The organism is Candidatus Brocadia sapporoensis (assembly GCF_001753675.2).
In the GTDB taxonomy this organism is placed as follows: domain Bacteria; phylum Planctomycetota; class Brocadiia; order Brocadiales; family Brocadiaceae; genus Brocadia; species Brocadia sapporoensis.
Window position 1 is genome coordinate 1 of the sequence record NZ_MJUW02000057.1, and the last position, 20,622, is coordinate 20,622.

General features: G+C 43.0%; 14 protein-coding genes. 12 read left to right on the forward strand and 2 right to left on the reverse strand.

Annotated elements, in window-relative coordinates:
• Positions 1-447: 447 nt before the first annotated feature.
• The gene (locus BIY37_RS04860) at positions 448-1,887 is read left to right on the forward strand and encodes a tRNA modification GTPase (RefSeq protein WP_070066711.1); all 1,440 of its coding nucleotides are present in this window, start codon (positions 448-450) and stop codon (positions 1,885-1,887) included.
• An 18-nt stretch (positions 1,888-1,905) separates the two neighbouring features.
• Here BIY37_RS04860 and BIY37_RS04865 read toward each other — a convergent pair whose 3' ends face one another.
• Entirely contained in the window at positions 1,906-2,805 is a 900-nt protein-coding gene (locus BIY37_RS04865; RefSeq protein ID WP_070066723.1) for a glycine--tRNA ligase subunit alpha, read from the reverse strand.
• A gap of 673 nt (positions 2,806-3,478) precedes the next feature.
• On the opposite strand from BIY37_RS04865, the gene htpG reads away from it, so the two are divergent.
• Both htpG and BIY37_RS04875 read left to right on the forward strand, forming a co-directional pair.
• On the forward strand, positions 3,479-5,389 hold the full coding sequence (gene htpG, locus BIY37_RS04870) for a molecular chaperone HtpG (protein WP_070066712.1): 1,911 nt from the start codon (positions 3,479-3,481) through the stop codon (positions 5,387-5,389).
• Between the two features lie 419 nt (positions 5,390-5,808).
• Positions 5,809-8,403, forward strand: a complete 2,595-nt coding sequence (locus BIY37_RS04875) for an EAL domain-containing protein (protein WP_070066713.1) — start codon at positions 5,809-5,811, stop codon at positions 8,401-8,403.
• A 27-nt stretch (positions 8,404-8,430) separates the two neighbouring features.
• Here the strand turns inward: BIY37_RS04875 and xerD are convergent, their stop codons facing one another.
• Complete coding sequence (gene xerD, locus BIY37_RS04880) at positions 8,431-9,336, reverse strand: site-specific tyrosine recombinase XerD (protein ID WP_080324852.1); 906 nt, start codon at positions 9,334-9,336, stop codon at positions 8,431-8,433.
• A gap of 526 nt (positions 9,337-9,862) precedes the next feature.
• Between xerD and BIY37_RS04885 the strand changes: the two genes are divergently transcribed.
• The 9 genes from BIY37_RS04885 (at position 9,863) to BIY37_RS04925 (ending at position 19,969) form a co-directional block, all read left to right on the forward strand.
• Positions 9,863-11,017 (forward strand): glycosyltransferase family 4 protein, encoded by a 1,155-nt coding sequence (locus BIY37_RS04885; protein WP_070066714.1) that lies wholly within the window; start codon positions 9,863-9,865, stop codon positions 11,015-11,017.
• Between the two features lie 144 nt (positions 11,018-11,161).
• Positions 11,162-12,763: a lipopolysaccharide kinase InaA family protein gene (locus tag BIY37_RS04890; RefSeq protein ID WP_179129291.1), complete on the forward strand. Its 1,602-nt coding sequence runs from the start codon at positions 11,162-11,164 to the stop codon at positions 12,761-12,763.
• A gap of 390 nt (positions 12,764-13,153) precedes the next feature.
• Positions 13,154-13,864, forward strand: a complete 711-nt coding sequence (locus BIY37_RS04895; protein WP_070066716.1) for a class I SAM-dependent methyltransferase — start codon at positions 13,154-13,156, stop codon at positions 13,862-13,864.
• 108 nt (positions 13,865-13,972) lie between these two features.
• Positions 13,973-14,971 carry a glycosyltransferase family 4 protein gene (locus BIY37_RS04900; protein WP_070066717.1) on the forward strand — a complete coding sequence of 333 codons (999 nt, stop codon included), beginning with the start codon at positions 13,973-13,975 and terminating at the stop codon, positions 14,969-14,971.
• A complete protein-coding gene (locus BIY37_RS04905; protein ID WP_070066718.1) occupies positions 14,964-15,851 on the forward strand; it encodes a glycosyltransferase family 2 protein in 888 nt (295 codons plus the stop codon). The genes BIY37_RS04900 and BIY37_RS04905 overlap by 8 nt, the downstream gene beginning before the upstream one ends.
• Before the next feature lie 163 nt (positions 15,852-16,014).
• Positions 16,015-17,127, forward strand: coding sequence for a glycosyltransferase family 9 protein (locus BIY37_RS04910; protein WP_070066719.1), 1,113 nt, complete (start codon positions 16,015-16,017; stop codon positions 17,125-17,127).
• A gap of 22 nt (positions 17,128-17,149) precedes the next feature.
• Positions 17,150-18,130: a glycosyltransferase family 2 protein gene (locus tag BIY37_RS04915; protein WP_080324854.1), complete on the forward strand. Its 981-nt coding sequence runs from the start codon at positions 17,150-17,152 to the stop codon at positions 18,128-18,130.
• A gap of 145 nt (positions 18,131-18,275) precedes the next feature.
• Entirely contained in the window at positions 18,276-18,467 is a 192-nt protein-coding gene (locus BIY37_RS04920) for a hypothetical protein (RefSeq protein ID WP_070066721.1), read from the forward strand.
• Positions 18,468-18,640: 173 nt separating this feature from the next.
• On the forward strand, positions 18,641-19,969 hold the full coding sequence (locus BIY37_RS04925) for an O-antigen ligase family protein (RefSeq protein ID WP_070066722.1): 1,329 nt from the start codon (positions 18,641-18,643) through the stop codon (positions 19,967-19,969).
• The last annotated feature ends 653 nt before the right edge of the window (positions 19,970-20,622 follow it).

Consider the following 20,622-nt stretch of genomic DNA (forward strand, 5'->3'; position numbering starts at 1 on the left):
TCGGGATTTTCCCGTCTGCCCGTTTTCCCTATCGGCTCCTAACTATTCTGAGAAATTATTCTCTCTCACCATCAGTTTCGCAGAATAGTTACGTATTTTCAGTTTGAGATATTCACAATCTTTAATGCTATAATGCAGCAGAGCCGCAACCAAATCCCCCCTATCGTTCGACGGATCCTTCGGCAGGCTCAGGATGTTGCGTTATGCAGGGTGAGCCTGTCGAACCATCACGACGAAGTCAATAGGGGGAGTGTAAAAAATTCGCAAAAAAAGAAAGATTTTATACGGTAATACTATAGATTCCTCGTTAAATAACACGGACTTTTATAATCCCAGAGCTTATCAAAAAATTCTTTCATTGCGTTACTGTAAGGCAATTTGAAATAGAGCCAACCTTGACATTCTCTCGTTGTAAACGGCGATGTTAGTTGCTATTATTGTTGAGAAATGATAAATGAGCATAAATCAGATACCTTTCAAGAACAACAGACAATAGCTTCCCTGGTAACCCCGTTAGGTGAAGGTGGCATTGGCAAGATTATTGTGTCGGGACGGCACGCCCTGAAGATCGTCAGCAAGATATTTCAGGGGAAAGGGGTTGCCGATCTAAGTGAGGTTGCGAGCCAAAAGCTCTATTATGGGTATATTCAGGAGCGTGGGCAGAAGATCGATGAAGTTATTGTGCATATCATAAAACAGGAAGACAGTTTTACCGGAGAATATGTGGCAGAAATAAATTGTCACGGTGGAATTCATGTCCTGATGCGCATTCATAAGTGTTTGCAGTCCATGGGTGCAGTGGATGCCCCGTGGAATTCATTGCTGGGACGATCCCTTGAGAACGGCAGAATAGATTTTATCCAAAAAGAAGCGCTTCAGGAGATTGTTGAGATACAAACAAGGTTGGGTGCAAAGGTGCTGCTGGATCAATATGGAGGGGCGTTGTCTGGGGCGCTGAGAGAGGGATTGAAGATGCTTGAAGAAATAAGAAGAGGAGTGTCTGGTGACATTTCACCGCATCCATCTCCCCTTGCCTTCCTTAACGGTGGTGGATCAACAAGCGAGGGTAATGGCCTGTTTCAGAAAAATGACACCTTCGTTTCTACCCTGATAAACCTTATCCGGGGGTTGTTGGAGACGGCTCCTTTCGGCATAGCATTGACTACCCCGCAAGTCTTAGTAATCCTGGGAAAGCCCAATGTAGGCAAATCAACCCTCATCAACACCATCCTGGGCGAAGAGCGCATGCTGGTGCATCATGAACCCGGAACAACGCGGGATTATGTGAGTGAGTTTATCTCGGTTGAGGGTGTCCCTTTTGAACTGGTGGATACGGCTGGCATACGCGACACCGGTGACAAGCTGGAGGCTCTGGGCGTTGAGATGACACAGGAACAACTTCGGCGCGCCGACAAGGTTATTGCCGTGTTTGATAACTCCAGACCGTTTGACAAGGAAGACGAAGGAATCCTGGATGCCTTATATGCATGGCTCATATTGAAAACTTCTGGCGATACGTCACAAAAGACGCATGCCCGCGCAATACTACCCGTTATAAATAAATGCGACCTGCCGGCAAACCTGGACAAATCCAGGATCGGATCCGCCCTTCAGCAACCGCTCTGTTTCCTGTCAGCACTGAACAAGGACGGCCTTGACGGATTGAACAAGAGGTTAGTAGAGGAATTTGATACGGTCTATAAGCCCATGGGACCCGTGGTGTTTAACAAAAGGCAATATCAATTATTGGCAAAGGCCGACATGCTGCTGAAAAAGGATAAGGAGTGTTTGTGCGTAGAGCATGAGATCAACAAAGCGCTCCACGTAATCGACGAATTGAAAAAGATTTTCATGATGTGTTTGGAAGGAAATGAAAGCTTAAAGTGATGGCACACGAACTCCAAATTACTGAGCAGCCCGAACTGGTGTAAGGGTCTCGTCCTTGAGCAGCGGCCAATGTAATGCCTCACGTAACCGGACATAACTTTCTGCACAGTGTCGGGCGAGATTCCTTACTCTTCCGATATAACCGGTACGTTGTGTAACTCCGATAGCCCCCCGTGCATCCAGCATATTAAACGTATGTGAGCATTTTAAGACGTAATCATAGGCAGGCAGCACCAGGTCTTCTTTTATGAGTTGCTGGCATTCCTTTTCGTATGTATCAAAGAGCTGGAAAAGCATGGCGGTGTCTGCTACTTTAAAATTATACGTGGAGAATTGAACTTCGTCCTGCCTGTGAATATCCCCGTACGTGTAGCCCTTGACCCATTCGAGATCAAATACGGATTCTTTTGCCTGGATGAACATGGCGATGCGTTCGAGTCCGTAAGTGAGTTCGAGGGTGATTGGTTCTAGTTCAAAACCACCTACCTGCTGGAAATAGGTAAACTGCGTGACCTCCATTCCATCCAGCCATACCTCCCAGCCGAGTCCCGTAGCGCCAAGGGTTGGGGATTCCCAGTCGTCTTCCACAAACCGCACATCGTGTTTTACCAGGTCAATGCCGATAAACCGCAAGCTGTTCAAATAAATATCCTGTGCGTCGTCAGGGGCAGGTTTTACGATCACCTGGAATTGGTAGTAATGTTGCAGTCTGTTTGGATTTTCACCGTACCTGCCGTCGGCAGGGCGTCGGGACGGCTCTACATAGGCACATTTCCACGGCTCAGGGCCCAATGCTCTCAGGAATGTTGCAGGATTAAAGGTGCCTGCTCCCTTTTCAATATCATAGGGTTGCCATAGCACACAGCCGTAATCAGCCCAATAGTTTTGGAGTTTTAAGATAATTTCCTGAAAGGTCATGGGTGTTCTCATGGGTGAATGCAGCAAACAGGGATAAGGGCAATTCATGAGTTGCTCCTATGTACAAAATTTTGTGGAGTTTATCATGCCGGGTGTGTTGTGTCAAGCATGAACCAACATATCGTCTCGTGATGAAATTTGGCGGTATCAGGAAATTGTGACAGTATTGACAATCTCTGATAGATTTGGTATTTTCGGGGGTTGATGTGCGTGGCGTAACAAGAAATCGAATATTATATTAAATGTAACCGTTTAGCTTTCTGAAAGGAATTTCCCATGCGTTCCCTGTGTACGGTAAGAGACGAAACATTTGCTGCCTTGTGACACACCCCGAAATCCCCTTTTTTAGAGAGGACTCTTGCTCTCCCCTCTAAAAAGAGGGGCTGGGGGTGTGTTTGATACGAGCAACGCCTTATCTTTATATAACGGGCAGCAACCTTCATATTACTGGGATTTTTCAAAAAAACTGAATTGTTACTATTAAATTATGTATAGGGTGGATTCCGTTACGGGTTTTTATTCCGATCCACCTTTACGGTATCTGTACAGGGTGGTTTTGTTCCGCTCTTTGTAACCTCAGGCGGACATAACCTACCCCTACCGTTACCATAGCGAAAACAGCATGAATAAAATGAATATTCCTATACAACGAATTTATTTACAGGAGTGATGTATGACCGCAGACATTAAACACGGAGAGAGTTTTGAGTTTCAGGCAGAAATTAAAAAATTATTAAACATCCTTTCACACTCCCTTTACACCCACAAGGAGGTTTTTCTCCGGGAGCTCATCTCAAATGCCTCCGATGCGCTGACCAAGATGCATTTTTATTCCCTCTCAAATCCTGATTACGAGGGGAAAGACCTGCCTCTGGAAATCACTATAGACGTAGATGAAAAAAACAAGATCTTAACGATCAGCGATACCGGCATTGGCATGACGCGGGAGGAAGTTATTCAAAATGTAGGGACCATTGCGAAATCCGGGTCGCTGGAATTTATTGCGAACCTGTCGGAGCAAGCCAGAAAGGACTCAAACATCATCGGTCAATTCGGTGTGGGTTTCTATTCGGTGTTTATGGTTGCCGATGAGGTCAGGATCAGGACACGGTCATACAAAAAGGAAGAACCGGCATGTGAATGGCATTCGGATGGTACGGGGAAATATTTTTTGAATCCTGTTGAAAAAGAGAAGCGCGGGACGGATATTATCGTGCATCTTAAAGAGGATGAAAAGGAATATGTCGAAAAGGTCAGAATCCAATCCATTATCAAAAAATATTCAAATTTTGTCAGTTTCCCCATTATGGTATGCGGTGAACGGGCCAACCAGATTACAGCTATCTGGAAGGAGCCCAAGAAGAACGTCACCGAGGAACAATACAACGAATTTTATAAGTTTATTTCAAACACGGAAGATACCCCGCTCTTCCGGCTGCACACCTCTGCCGAGGCACCGATCCAGTTCTCCAGCATATTGTACTGCCCATCGACCAATTATGAGACATATGGCTTTAAAAAACTGGAGCACGGACTGCAACTCTATTCCAATAAGATTCTGATTCAGTCCGACTGTAAGATGCTCTTGCCCGAATATCTGAGGTTTATTCGCGGGGTGGTGGACTCGGCGGATATCCCCTTGAATATTTCGCGCGAAACATTCCAGGACAACAGAATGATCCAGAAGATGAAGAGCATCCTCGTGAAACAGATCATAACCCTGTTGCAGGAGCTGGACAAAAACGAAAAGGAAAAATACGAGACCTTCTGGAGGCAATTTGGAAGGATTCTCAAGGAAGGGGTGCATATCGATTTTGAGAACCGGGATCTGTTGGCGCAATTGATGCGGTTCAATTCGTCACAATGCGCAGATGCCGCCGGACTGGTTTCACTAAAGGAATATGTCAGCAGGATGAAGCCTGAACAGAAGGAGATTTATTATATAACAGCGGTAAACCGGGACACGATTGAAAAAAGTCCCTATTTGGAAATATTCCGGAAGAAAGAGGTAGAAGTGCTGTATTTGACTGACCCAAATGATGAATTCATCCTCTCCGGACTTCACGAATTTGAGAAGAAACCCATCCGTTCCGCTGATCAGGCGAATCTGGATCTTCTCAGGGACAGCGACAAGAAGGTTGTAGACACCTCTGAAGAACCACAAAATTATGAAGAAATATTCAAGCACCTCATGAAAACCGTCAAGGTAACCCTGGCGGACAGGGTCATGGATGTCAAAGAATCGAACCGATTAGTCGACAGCCCGTGTTGTTTGGTAAATCCCGATGGTGTGCCCAGCGTCCATGTCCAGAAACTGATACAAATGGTGGACAGCAATTATAAAATATCTAAAAAGATTATGGAGATTAACCGGAAAAACCGGATGATTCAGAATCTGTCCCAGATGAATGAAAATCCCGCTTACCAGCCACTCATCGAAAAAATGGTACATCAGCTCTTCGAGAATGCATTAATGCAGGACGGGGTTGTCTTTGATCCCACGTCTATGGTGTCACGCCTGAACGAACTTATGGAGGAGCTGACAAAGGCCGTGCTTGGCGAGAGAAAGAAGATTATTATTTGACGGGGTTGAGAGCGCTGAAGCCGGCTTTACCATGAACTACGCTCAAAAACTATTCAGCGCATTTCAGCGTCTGTGCCCGATAACTGAGCCTGATGGTCTGCGCACACGACAGGTCTGAACTGAAGGCGCAGAAGATTGGGTGCAGGTACTGTTTTACGATTTGAGATTGCAAATTCAGAAGCGATGGTTTAAAATTTTTATGGAGGAATTTCAATCCTGTATAATTCACTTTTAGATACGGGTGATTATTCTTACATATTCAATTGAGGAAAAAGATTTTGGTTGATAACTACGAATTCGGTATTCACCGTTGTGCTCAAAAATTGATGATTTTTTCCCAATTCTTTGAGACAGCAGAACGGGTGGAGATTTATTGTCTTCCCATAGACAAATCTTCGGGTAGCGAGGGAATACATTAAATGAAAACCCCCCTTCGCGTACTGATTGTAAATGATTCGAGGGACGACGTCGAATTGATACTTCGTGAACTGCGGCGCGGAAGCTATGAGCCGGTATTTGAACTGGTTGAAACAGCAGCAGCCATGAAGACCATGCTCGAAAAACATGAATGGGACATCGTCCTTGCAGACCACTCCATGCCATTCTTTAGCTCTTCTGAAGCTCTCATGCAGTTACAACTCTGCGGGCAGGACATTCCTTTTATTATCGTTTCTGACTCTAAAGGAGAGGATATTGCGGTTTCCTCTACGAAAGCCGGGGCTCATAGTTATATTATGAAGGATAAGCTGGAACGGCTGGTTCCGGCGATAGAACGTGAACTGATCGAGATGGGAGAACGGCGGAAATGCAGACGGGCAGAAGGATTTTCACGGAAAAATGAAACCCGTCTCGCCAATGCCCAAAGAATTGCCCGTCTGGGTAATTGGGAATGGGATATCGTAAAAAATGAATGCTATTGGTCTGACGAAGTTTATCGCATCTATGGTTTCGCACCACAGTCGTTTCGCCCAACCTATGAGGCATTTTTGAATATTGTTCATGATGACGATAGGGAATTTGTTAAAAAATCTGTTCATGATGCCTTGCACGAAAGAAAACCTTACCATATTGACTGCCGGGTAGTGTTACCAGACGATTCCGTACGTATTGTTCATGAGCAGGCAGAAGTTGTTTTTGACAAATCTGGCAGGGCGATTCAGATGAACGGGATAGTTCAGGACATTACCGAACGCAAACAATTCGAGAAAGAACTGCGAGTGCTGAATGAGTCCCTGGAGAGACATGTGGCGAACCGAACTGCGGCGCAGATGAAACTAAACGAAGAACTACAGATGGAAATCAAAGAGCGCAAACGGATGGAAAAGGCGCTGTATCACAGTGAAGAGCAATACCGACTTTTGTTCGAAAGCAACCCTCATCCGATGTGGATATACGATCTCGAAACGCTCAGTTTTCTTGCTGTCAACGACGCAGCTATTCACCACTATGGATATTCTCGCGAAGAATTTCTTTCCATGACTATCAGGGATGTTTGTTTCTTTGAAGACATCCTTCCTTTCCTTGATTGCGTATCAAAGGTTACCGATGGATTCCATACCGCAGGTATTTTGAGGCACCGGAAAAAGGATGGAAGTATTATGTATGTTGAAACGAACTCCCATACGATAACCTTTGCAGGCCGGCATGCCGGGATAGTGCTGGTAACCGATGTAACAGAGCGTACATGGATGGAGGAAAAAATGAAGCACCTGGCTTTTCATGATAACCTTACCTCTCTCCCCAATCGTATCTTGTTTAATAATCGCCTAACCCAGGCCTTAGCACATGCGCGTCAGATGAATGAGATGCTTGCCGTGATGTTTCTTGATCTTGACAGATTCAAGATAATAAATGATGCGCTGGGGCATACGATAGGAGACCAGTTGTTGTGTGAGGTTGCGGACCGGTTGAAAAGCTGTGCAGGCGAGGGAGACACCGTTGCCCGCTTTGCAGGGGATAAATTCACGCTATTCATGGCAGGAATTACTCAAGAGGATTATGTGACGAATATAGCGTGCAAAATCCTCGATGCATTCAAACAGACGTGGATAATCCGGGATCACGAATTTTATATTACCGCGAGTGTTGGCATTGCCGTCTATCCCAGCCATGGTGATAGTACAGAGACCCTGCTGAGAAATGCCAACGCGGCTATGTACTATGCCAAGAAGCAGGGAAGAAATACCTATCAATTTTACACAGAGGCCATGCATGCCAGGTCTTTTGAAAAGATGCGGATGGAATACAATCTTCGCCGCGCCCTGGAGCGTGAGGAATTTGCGGTCTATTACCAACCGCTCGTAAACGTTAATACCGGACAGGTGGTCGGTATGGAAGCCCTGGTGCGTTGGTGGCACCCGGAACGGGGACTGGTCCTTCCTGAGGAATTCCTTCCTATGTCAGAAAATACCCGGTTGATTGTCTTCATTGATGAATTAGTGCTGTATACCGTTTGTGAACAATGCAAGGCATGGCAGGATGCCGGACATCAACCCCTGTCTGTCGCAGTGAATATTTCAACGCACACCTTCCAGCAATCCAATCTTGTGGAAATGGTTCTGTCGGTCTTGCAAAAGACCGGTCTGGATCCGCAATTTTTGGGATTGGAAATCACGGAGAGTATTGCAATGCAGGACATGGAAACAATCGTCAGCAAGCTGGAGCAATTAAGTTCTCTGGGAATTCAAATTTCTATCGATGATTTCGGCACCGGTTTTTCTTCTTTATATTATCTCAAAAAATTTCCTATCCATAAGCTAAAAATCAGTCAGCATTTTGTGAATGGTATCACAACCGACCAGAACGACAAGATAATTGTGTCGTCAGTTATTGCCCTGGCACAAAGCCTGAAATTCAAGGTTGTTGCCGAAGGAGTCGAAAATGAGGAACAGCTCGTATTCCTGAAACAGCGCCAGTGTGACGAGATGCAGGGGTTTTTATTCTGTAAGCCATTACCCGCGGAGGCATTTGAAAAAATGGTGAGGCATGTTAATCCGGTGTGTGATACGCAATAATGAAACAGCCTTGCGTACGTTGACAGGTCACTTCCGTGGGTGATATTGCCAATGGACGGCTTTAAGATGGTGTTTGCCCACGTGGGTATAGATTTGAGTAGTTGAGACATTGACATGTCCCAGCATTTCTTGCACAACACGCAGGTCAGCGCCGTTCTCCAGCAGGTGTGTGGCAAAGGAGTGCCTCAACGTATGCGGAGAAACCTTACCAGGAATGCCCGCCCTTAATGCGCAGTTCTTCACGAGGACCCACACATTCTCTCTCCTGAGAGGCCTTCCGGACTTTGAAAGAAATAAATAGGTACTCCCCTTGCTATTCTTTATTTCCGGCCTGGCAATGGTTAAATATTTCTGAAGAGCCTCGATTGCCTTTGTCCCAAGGGGTACAATACGTTCCTTTGAGCCTTTGCCCCTGCATCTCATATAACGGTATTCTAGATTAATCCATTCCAACTGAATTGCAGCGACCTCCGATACCCGTGCGCCGGTAGCATACAGGAGCTCAAGAATGGCCTTATTTCTCATTCCCAACTTCGTTTTTGTGTCGGGAACTGACAGAAGGTCGTCAATCTTATGAACGGAAATAAATTCTGGCAGTCTTTGCCAGAGCTTTGGTGAGTCGATTAAGGTAAGCGGATTCGTTTTTAATTTACCTTCTGAGAGAAGAAATTTGTACAACATACGGACAGCCACCATCGTGCGGGTAATGGAGTTGATGGAAAGTCCGCGTTTTTTTTCAGAAATGATAAAACTGGTAATGGTATCAGGCCGGACACGGTCAAAGTCTGATATATTTTTCGATATCAGAAAGGTGGTGAATATCTGAAGGTCGTGGCTGTAACTGAGAATGGTGTTTCTGGATAAACCGCATTCAACAAGGAGGTAGTTTATAAACAACTCTATAAAGTCATCCAGGGTATTTGCTTCGTGCATAACTTTGTCAGTTCCTGTTGCAGTAGATTATCAACATGAATCTTCGTTTCGTTATAGTATTATCGTGAAAATCTTTCTTTGCAAGTTTTTTTACACTCCCCCTTGCTCCCCTTGACTTTGTCGTGATGGTTCGATAAGCTCACCATACACGGCACAACATCAGAAAACGGGAGTTCCTGGATGACCCTAAATTTCTTACTCATGCTTTTTATATTTCACGAAAACAACAAAGTCTATTGCATAAAATCACAACACAGCAAAGCCGCAGCCAAATTTCCCTCTATTAACGGGTGGTTGTGAAAGCTTACATAAAAGATTTACACGGCAAGCTCACACGAGCCAGAGACTCACAAAAGAGTATAAAAATTTGTATTTTCGCACCAATACTATAAATTATCCACCGGCTTCATCCCTTAATTTTCTCATCATATATTGCCCTTTCAGTTTTTTATGGTATTATAATGTATTTTAACATTCAAACTTTATCCGGAGCAAAATGAATATGCTCTCAATAATGTAATGTATCATGAAAATTGCATTGGTGGTGTATCAATTTATAAAGGAAAAGGGCGGAGTGGAAAGTTACGTGTACAACGCATCCAGACAATTCCTCGACTACGGCTATGACGTGCATATTTTTGCCCATAGATTCAGTCAAAATCAGGACAAGAGATTATTTTTTCATTATGTTCCTGCTATTACGCTCTGGTCTCCGCTAAAATACTGGACATTTGCCGTAAATGCCCCTAAGGTTATTAAAAAATCTAAAATAGCATTCGATCTCATTCATGGATTTACCCGGACATTGTATCAGGACATTTACCGTGTTGGCGGAGGATGCCATTGGGACTATATGATGCATACCTACCCCCTGATGCAATCACGGCTGGGCAAGCTTCTCATGTGTCTGAACCCACGTCATTTTTCTCTATTACTTTTGGAAAAGATTATTTTCCAAAAGAAATGTTATAAACACATCACCTGCATTTCGGAACAATGCAAGAAAGAACTTATACACCATTACCAACTGGCCCCGGACGACATTGATGTTATTTACAATGGCGTGGACATCGAGGTGTTCACTCCACACAACAGAACAGCATACAGAAATACCGTAAGGGCTAAATATGCAATTGCACCAGATGATGTGCTCTTGTTGTTTGTTGGTTCCGGATTTAAGAGAAAGGGACTGAAGCATGCTATCAATGCCTTATCCATAATTGACACGCCTCAAAAATTGAAATTGCTCGTTGTTGGAAAAGGAAACGTTCGGGAATACCAGAGATTTGCACAAAAAAAAGGCGTGTCTGACAAACTGGTATTTGCCGGTGCATGCAGGCACATCCACGAAATATATGCCGGGGGGGATATTTTTATTTTCCCCAGTGAGTACGACGCCTTTGGCACAGCCTGTCTTGAAGCAATGGCGTCAGGGCTTCCGGTCATTGTCAGCAAGGCAAGTGGTGCATCAGAAATTATTACGCATGGAAATGACGGCTTTATCATTAGCCATCCCATTGATGCAAAGGAAATAGCAATTTATCTGCAGGTATTGTTAGAAAAAGAAACCAGAGAATACATGGGTTCCAATGCGCGACAAAAAGCAGAACAATATTCCTTTCAGGCAAATATTGAAAAAACGCTTCGGATTTACCGAAAGGTAGTGGATAGTCATTCCTAACCCGAAAGAGCCGGAAAGGACAGAATCTGAAGCGTAAAATTTGTGTACTAACCCGGACAAAATTAACCGTTAATTTTTTCTTATCTATGGTAAATACTCGTTCCCATGGGTTATAGCCGTTATATCCAAGATGACATTCGCTGGTTGACTAACGGTATATCCGTGGATGTGCTTAAAGAGATATTCGATGCGATTTGCAAAAAAAAATGCATGGTCGTATGCAATGGATATGATAAAAAAGTGTTACGATACACACACCAGGAAGGATCTTTTTTCATAAAGCAGTATACAACAAAAAATTGTCTGGAGGGCATCAAATCATTATTTTCATTATCAAAGGCACACAAGGAATGGGCTTGTAGCCATCAGTTGCAGAGGAGTCAGTTGCTTACCGCAGAATCTGTAGCCGTAGGGGAGAAGCGGCGTTTTGGAATTCTGAAGGATTGTTATGTCATTTCAAAGGCAATATCAAATAGCATGACGGTAAAGGAATCATTGATTTCCATTCAGCAATCACCCGCATCTGCATTAAACAAGAAAGCCCTCCTGGACGGTCTTATTTCTTATGTGAAAATCGTACATGATCTCGGTGTCTACCACGGAGAACTCCATGCTGAAAATATACTCGTAGACACAAATAGTCCTGCATCCTTTTACCTGTTAGACGTCGGGCAGGCATTCTTTAAGAAAAAACTCCCCTTATCTTTCAGGATTTATGAGCTGTCGAGACTCTTATATTCTATCAAAGATGTCTGTACCAATGAGGAGATAATGGGGTTGATATCTACTTATACAAATCATCTGTTATCTCCCAAAGACGGGGAAATGTTCTGCGAAGCTGTTTTAAAGAAAATTTACAAAATCAAAAAGAGATTTTGGTATAGCAGAACACGGAAATGCCTGAAGACGAACAATGTCTTCAAGGCTACCACCCATGCCGGTTATACGGTAAATATGCGGAATGAGTGGGACGCCAGTACCCTAGCTGCTTTGATCGATAAGCACGAGCTTTCCTTGAACAGATGGTCTGATACAACGGTAAAATCATCCGCAAAAACAGGCATTACGCGTATTCCTGTTTCTTTCAAAGATATTGGAAGTGTGTGTATCAAAGAATACCGTTATCCATCTGTCTGGAAGAGATTTTTCTTTTCTTTCCGTAGTTCCCCTGCACGCAGGGCATGGATTGCTGCACATGGTTTGATGTCGGCAAATTTCCGGACACCCAAACCTCTTGCATTATTTGAGGAAAAAAGAACGGGCATACTTAAAAAGAGTTTTATTATTATGGAAGATATTTCAGCATGCCTGCCGTGCAATACCTATGTCAGTGAAAAGTTTCGTAACGGTAGCGATAAGGCCATCGCCGGGCAAAAACGAAGGTTTGTTTCCTGTTTGGCGATATCTTTTAAGCGCCTGCACGACTCAGGCACATATCATCACGATCTCAAGGCAAATAATATTTTGATTATGGAATTACAAGATACCTGGGACTTTTTTTATTTGGACTTGGACCGGGTGTCCTTTCATAAAACTATAACCGCCAAAAAAAAGATCAAAAATTTATCCCAATTAAATGCATCTATTCCTCATAGTATTACGTACACCGACAGATTACGATTTTACCAGGCATATTCTGGTATTCGGTATTTTACCAAGGCAGACAAACACCTATTACGATCAATCGTCCGATTAAGCATACGGCGGAAACATGTGTGGAATCTGAAAATATCAGTTCCGGAATAAGACTTTTCATACCGTATACGGATGACGCCGTGTGGTATAGGGATTATAATTTTTGTATTACTTTGGTTTTTTGAAAAACTTCTGTGCTAATAAAGATAGCATGCCTGGATGAGGTAATGTATGGATTGTCTCTATATTCAAAGAATTCACCATTGGCGACTATTCTGAATTGACAAACAGGGTGGCACGGACAAACTCCTTTTGTCCGTGCCACCTGTTAGATTATGGTATGTCTGTATCACGTTTATAATTCACAAAGTGTGCGCCTCCCGAGCTTGCAGGCCGTCTCAAAGGCGATCTCATCTGTGAATGTTTTTCAGAAATACTAAAGTGATACTAATTTTTCTGTTCCTCATCGTGTATTTTCGTTTTTGAGAAAGGGCCTTGAATATGGGTTTAAAGACATTCCTTGGAATTAAAAAATACCAATGGAAAAAGTCGGTTAAGAAATTTATAACAAAAGTAAAAAAGGGTTTTCCTCAATATCCATGGGACGATTTTTTACGAATTACTGAATATTTCCGTGGGAGAGAATTGTCCTCATTGCCGGAACGCGCTTTCTTGTTTCGTTTGTCGCATGATCTTCCATCAGACGCAAAAGTCGTAGAAATCGGAAGCTGGATAGGCGCATCGTCCTGTCTCTTGGCGTCGGGGTTAAAAGGGATAAGGGCAAAGATGTATGCAATTGACAATTTCAAAGGAAATGCGAGTGACTGTTCAGCCAGAATCAGGTACCGGGAGAGAATGTCTAAGTTAAAAACAGATACGACAAAAGTCATCTTTGATAAAAATATCACTTATTTTAACCTGGAAAACCGTATTGTCGCCATAGTTAATGATTCCCTTCAGGCTGCGAAGAGTTTTTGTGAACCACTTCACTCTATAGACCTTGTGTTTATTGACGGCGACCATTCAGAAGAAGCGACAAAAAACGACATCGCCTTATGGTTGCCTTTTGTGAAATCCGGTGGAGTCGTTGTATTCCATGATTTTACCTCAAATCATGGAGTGCCACAGGCGGTCTGGTGGGCAATAAAGCAATCGTATTTTTCTGAACTCATGGGAATTTATGGGTCAACAATTGCTTTCAAGGTTTCCTGAGCCATCTTTCCCTGTGCGGTTATAATCGGTAAGAGCCTGTATTGTCCAGGGAAAGAATCTTTTCGAATCAGGCAGATTTAGCAAAGCTCATTGTGTCAGGCGGTAGAAATGAAAAAGATCTGTTTTCTTATACAAGAATGGAATCACCCCGCAAGCAGATACAGGGTATTGCAATACATCCCCTATCTCAAAGAATTGCAAATCGGCGTTAAGGTAGCGCTCTTTCCGGATTCTTTCTGTCAGTGGATGAAACTTTTTTCAGAACTCGGGGATTATCATACCGTATTTATTCAGAAAAAACGGCTCTGGCGCTGGCAACTCTGGTATCTGAGAAGAAAGCGCATCAGGATTATCTACGACTTTGATGATGCCGTTATGTTTAAAAGTCCTGTAAACGGCGGCGGCCAGTCTTTTAAAAGACGAAGGACCTTCGCAAGAATGGTGCGGTACAGCGATCAGGTTATTGCCGGAAATCAGTACCTGAAAGCACAAGCATTGCCGTATAATAAAAATATAACCATTATACCAACGGCAATTGATACCAGCCGGTATACTATAAAGGACTACAGGAGGCATAAAAAAAATGTTACGGTTGGATGGATAGGGAGCAAATCTTCTTTACCATTCTTGAAGGAGTTAACTCCTGCCTTCGATCATTTAGCGGGTCAATATAAATCTGTAGAACTAAAGATTATTTGCAACGATTTTTTTGAATGCAACACGATGCCTGTTATTAAAAAAATATGGGCGCTGGAGGATGAAAACTCAGATTTACAAGACGTTGATATCGGCCTTGCCCCTTTGCCAAATCATGAATGGACTAAAGGTAAATGCGCAACAAAGCTATTACAGTATCTCTCTGTGGGAATTCCCGTTGTCTGTTCCCCGGTAGGCGTGCACAATGAGATTATCAAAGAAGGAGTAAATGGCTTATTTGCTGCTTCCACACAAGAATGGATAGAGAAGATAAATCTCTTGCTGCATGATAAAGCGCTCAGGGAGCGTATGGGGCTTGAAGGCAGAAAAACGGTGGATTCGTCCTATTCGCTGAAGGCAAACGCCCCAAAATTCATTAACACCATTACAGGAAATTATTCTTGTGACTAACAGTTCGCCTCTTGTAAGCATAATATTGCCTACGTATAACGGCGCCCCCTTTTTACCGGAATCCGTTGGATCAATCCTGGCGCAAACCTACAGCCCTTATGAAGTCATTATTGTAGATGATGGGTCCACAGACAACACAAAAGAAGTTTTAAAACCATTTGCGCAAAAGATAAGATATATTAATTTAGAACAAAATAAAGGACTACCGGTTGCACGAAATACCGGCATTCGGTCAGCCCAGGGGGAGTATATTGCTTTTATTGATGCGGACGACCTCTGGCTACCGGAAAAATTGCAGACGGATGTGGAATATTTTGACAGACATCCAGGCGTCGGTATGGTATATTCTGGACACACGAATATAGATGAAAAAGGCTGCACACTGAACGGTGACGCAAAGAAACGATTGCCCTCCGGCAAAATTTTCCTTCAACTCTTTTCTGAACAGAATTTTATTGTCCCTTCATCCGTAGTGGTGCGGAAGGAAGTGTTTGAAACGACGGGTTTATTTGATGAACAACTGGTTAATTGCCAGGACTGGGATATGTGGCTACGGATCGCCTTCTATTTTAAGGTTGAAGGAATCAATAAGCCGCTGGTTAAATATCGGCACAATCCGCATTCTTTGAGCAAAAACAGAAATAATGTCCTGAAGTATCAAAAACTGGTTATCGATAAAACATATCATGCGTTTAAAGATAAGATGCGTAAAATGAATGAAAAACTTTACAGAAAGCGGCTTGCCTCACATCATGCGAAGGCAGGTCGATATTATTTACGGATAGGAAATAAACGTCTTGCCCATGAAAATTTTCGTATGGCTTTGAAATATAATCCGTTAAATTTGAGAACGTTAAGATACTATTTCCGGTTATGGTAACCTCATAGTGAGAACGAATTGGAAAATAAAATCCTTGTCTGTTGCAGAGGCAAATGAAGTATGAATTTTTGAATCACCCCCTACAAGACAACATTCTTCATGTAGAGGGTTTTAAAAAAAATAAATTGTTACAAGATATCAAAAGTATATTTGTCAGAGGTTCATGGTTAAAAGAATAAAAGGGATTCCTGGTCTGGATGAGACACCTCTTCCGCATTTTTTAAATAAGAAAATTCGTGCTCTGATTATGCGGGGAATAAACCTGTTCGTGCATAAAGGAAAGAGTGAGTATGTCAATTTTCCAAAAGACCGGATAAAAAAAATCTTATTGGTACGCGCCAACTTTCGTATCGGCAACGCCATCCTTGCTACACCATCCATATTTATCTTTCGGGAAAATTTTCCTCATGCGGTAATCGATTTTGCCGGGTATCCCGTGTCGGCATTGCTTTATAAGCATCTGCCCATCGATCACCACTATAGCATTACCCGTAGGTTTCCTCATATTTTTTGGGCTTATTTCTCGTTCGTATATAAAATGAGATCTATGAAGTATGATCTGGCAGTAGATGTGAGTTGTTCACAATCCATGACAAGTTCACTTATTGTGGGATTTTCCGGAGCACAGTTTCGTATCGGATCCAGGGGAAAATGGGACCGTTTGTTTAATATTTCTATTCCAAGACCATCGGAGACCAACAAGTACAAAACCCTGCCTCTATTTTTGCACGACATGGGAATGAGAACGCATCAGATACTTCCGCAACTCATTTTATCGCCTGAAGAAAAAGAGGAAGGGAAAATGAAAGTTAGGGGTCTGATTGGAATAAATCAGGCCCCTGTTATTGGGATTTTTATCGGCGGCAGGAAATCAAAAGGGAAAAAATGGCCTGCGGAAAATTTCTTAAAACTGATTACAGCCCTTCGCGCTCAGAAAATAAATATCGTCGTCTTTTTTGGGCCCGATGAAAAAAAATCGATGGGATTTTTTGAGCAATCCTTGGGTAAAGACATTCCCCTTGTCTTTGAGCCCTCTTTGAGAATGTTTGCCTCCATGGTTTCACAGTGTAAGCCCTTTATTGCTTGCGATAGTGGTCCCATGCATCTCTCCTGCGCATTGGGGGTGCGCACCATTGCATTATTTTTAAAACGTAATTTTAATCGCTGGGGCCCTCCGCAAAACATTGCTCAAATAATTTACCATCCTGAAGGTATCCGGGTTGAAGACGTCTTGAAAGCCACTCTCTCAGAGTTACGTAACGTCTCATCTCCTTAGTTTATTTTTTCTCCCTTTTTCTATGAGTGATCTGAGTTTTATTATCATAAACTGGAATACCAGACAGTTATTGCTTGACTGTATACGCTCCATTTATGCAACAGTCACGGATCTCAATTACCAGATATACATCGTCGACAATGGTTCTGAGGATGACAGTGTAGCGGCAGTGCATGAGCAATTCCCTCGGTCTCTCGTGATAGAAAACCGGGAAAACAGGGGATTTGCTGCTGCTGTAAACCAGGCATTAGAGAAAACCGTTCCTGCCTGTAAGTACAGCATATTACTCAACACCGATACACTCGTACAGAAAAATGCCATACAGGTAATGTATTCCTTTATGGAACGCCATAAAGATGTTGGTATCGCCGGTGCGCAACTCCAGAAACCTGATGGTGCGAGACAACACAGCTACGACAATTATCCCACATTGGCAACGGAAATTTTTAACAAAAGCTTATTGCAACGGATATTCCCCTCCCGATACCCGAGCAAAAAACAGGTCGTCTTCCAGCCGATGGAAGTTGAGTCTGTTATCGGGGCGTGTATGATGGTACGAAATGAGGCTATACAGCAGGTGGGAATCTTGGATGAGGACTACTTCTTTTTTCTCGAGGAGACGGATTGGTGCTATCGCATGCAAAAGGCAGGTTGGAAGATATACCATGTGCCGGATGCCAGGGTTATTCACTTGGGCGGGCAAAGCAAGAAAAGAGCGCCCTGGCAATCTCAGATAGAGTATTGCCGTTCCCTGTATACCTTTTTTAAAAAACACAGGACTGTCAGCTCGTACCTTACCCTTAGAATATTTTCTGTGATAAAGATTATTTTAAATGTAACCGCAAACCTTGTTGGCAATGTGCTCGTTTTGTTTCTTAATCACAAATTACGTTACCGGCTAACAATATATGTTCGGCTTTTTTTGTGGCATCTTTTATTGTGCCCTGACTGGATGGGGCTAAAACCAGTGAAAAAAACACGAGAGCCCCTTTCGTTAATTTAGGGATTTTCAGTAATTATTCAGCGTAATTACTCCATTTGCCCGTATCGCTATAGCCAACGGTGGCACTGAACTTGCCGAAAATAAGGCAAACAATTGTCCCCCGCTGGCGGGGGGATCAAGGGGGTGGAAAAAGAACGTGGATACCATGCGAAAAAAAACAAAAGCCGGTGATGCCAACAATTGCGCCATGAACAAACACAGCCGATTTGCCGTCTGCTTGCAGAAGAAAGTGTGTGGTATTTATCCTGAAGATTGTGGAGTATTTGACACCGTGGGTCGGCACAGTCCACCCCCTGCGCCCCCGCCAGCGGGGGACATGTCGGGTGCACAATACTGACGAGAGTTTCATGGTTTTTGTTGATTTCTTAACTTACTACGTATGGACTTTACCCACATGCCCTCTATTGGCGGTCATGCAGGGCTCGATTTCGAAAATACGCTGAATAGTTACTATTTTCATTGCGCTCTCCCTTCTTTCTGGGGGGGGGTAAGTCGTCGAAGGTCTGATTTATGATGCAAAAGAATACAATACATTACACAAGCCTCATCTCGGAATACGCCTTCATTACCTATTTTTTTATTCTCTCTTTTTTCCCATTCAGCAGGATTAAACTCCTGTGCCTTTTAACGGTTGTCGGGTGTTGGATAGCAAGGATGCTCCGGGAAAAAAAAATACTGTTTGCAAAAACAACGCTTACCGTTCCCATCCTTTCATTCCTCGTATGTTCATTGATATCTTCATTCCATTCGGCACATGCCATGAATAGTCTCGAAACGGTCTTGCATGATTATTGTGTATATTTTACGATCTTTTTTTGTATGGTTAACACCATTGATAGTCAGGAACAAATAAGACGCATCGTGAAAGCCCTGCTTATTACCTGTGGTTTGGTATGTTTATACGGATTGTATGGGTATTATACCGGTATTGCCATCCGCGACGGGCGGTTTATTGCCACCTTTGAATATCACTCCCGTATTGCGAAATATATCTCGATGTTCCTGCCGGTGGCGCTCTGCTTGTTTTTCTCATATAAAAACAGAGCAATCCGTTTCTCTCTGGCCTGTCTTATATTTGTGTGTGGTTTTTCCCTCATCTTAACGATGAGCCGAACGAGTTGGGTATCCATTTTTATTGCCATTTTCTTTGCCAGTTTTGCCCTGCAAAAGAAGCGACTGATACTCATACTGATTGGCATCTGCATGTTGCTTATCTTCTTTCTGCCGGCAAAATTTATCAACCAGGCAAAAACCATTACACAGGTTAATCAATTTTTTACCTCGGAAAAAATCCTGGGGGAACGGCTGTTATGCTGGAAAGCAGCAATTGCCATAATTCATGACCATCCATGGCTAGGTATTGGCTCCGGTAAAAAGAATTTCCGGTTTGTCTATCAGCAATATGCTGAAACAATAAGGGATAGAGAAAAACATCTGGAAAAAGAACCTGTCCGCAAGCAGGATCAGGAAAAAAAGTCCAGAAAAAAGATTCAGGTGGAGAATATTGAAAGGCTATCCCATCCTCACAATATCTTTTTACATATATGGGTGGGAAACGGCATTGTGGGGTTGTTGTCATTCCTCTGGATGTTCACCATGGTATTTTACACGGCAATACGATCATGGCGACTTTCAAAAGCAGGGTACGAAAAAGCGCTTTTGCTGGGTATTGTTGCCGGCCTCGTTTCTATCTTCTTGCATGGTTTAACGGACAGCTTCTGGAAAAAGCCTGATGCATTATTTCTCTGGTATATTATTGGGATATTATTTGCTGTTATTCATCTCATATCGAGCAATAGCCAAAATGAATTCCTGCTAAAAGGAGAAAATAAAAGCTGAGACCAGATGCAAGTGTAGCAAATATTTATAGAGACTAAAAACAAAGCCTCTGTAGGGCTGTTCATGCCACGTGCTATGTGGATGATTACTCTCTGACAGCAAGGTTAAATATAGGTAACAATTTAGTTTTTAAAAAATCCTCTACATGAATAATGTTGTCTTGTAGGGGCAGGTTTGAAACCTGCCCCTGGTGCATTTAATACCTGGGCTTTATTGGAAATTTTCAAAAAACTAAATGGTTACAAATATAGATTACTAACAAGCGCACAAAAAGCAGAGAGGTTGTTTACACCTGTTTATAAAGTCGCCAGACTTGTGACAAAATGAAGCACGGACAAGCACGGTGAGTAATTACAAGAAATAGTTTATGGTTCTTCTCAATTCGTATAGACAGCTCATTGGGAGAAGGATCCTATTTTTCAGATGAAAAACGTTTTTTCGCTGAATTCTAACTAAACGATGATTCCGTGAATGTCGTTTGATGTTATGGTAAATTGATCAGTTTTGATACGGGGATAATAAATGGGTCCTTTATGTAGAAGTAGATTCCGCGGCTACTATGATACCAATCAACTTAACGCCGGTTGTTTATAATTCTCCCTAAATCCTGCAAACAAGGCGAAGCCTTGTTGCAGGATTAGGCCAGAAATGGT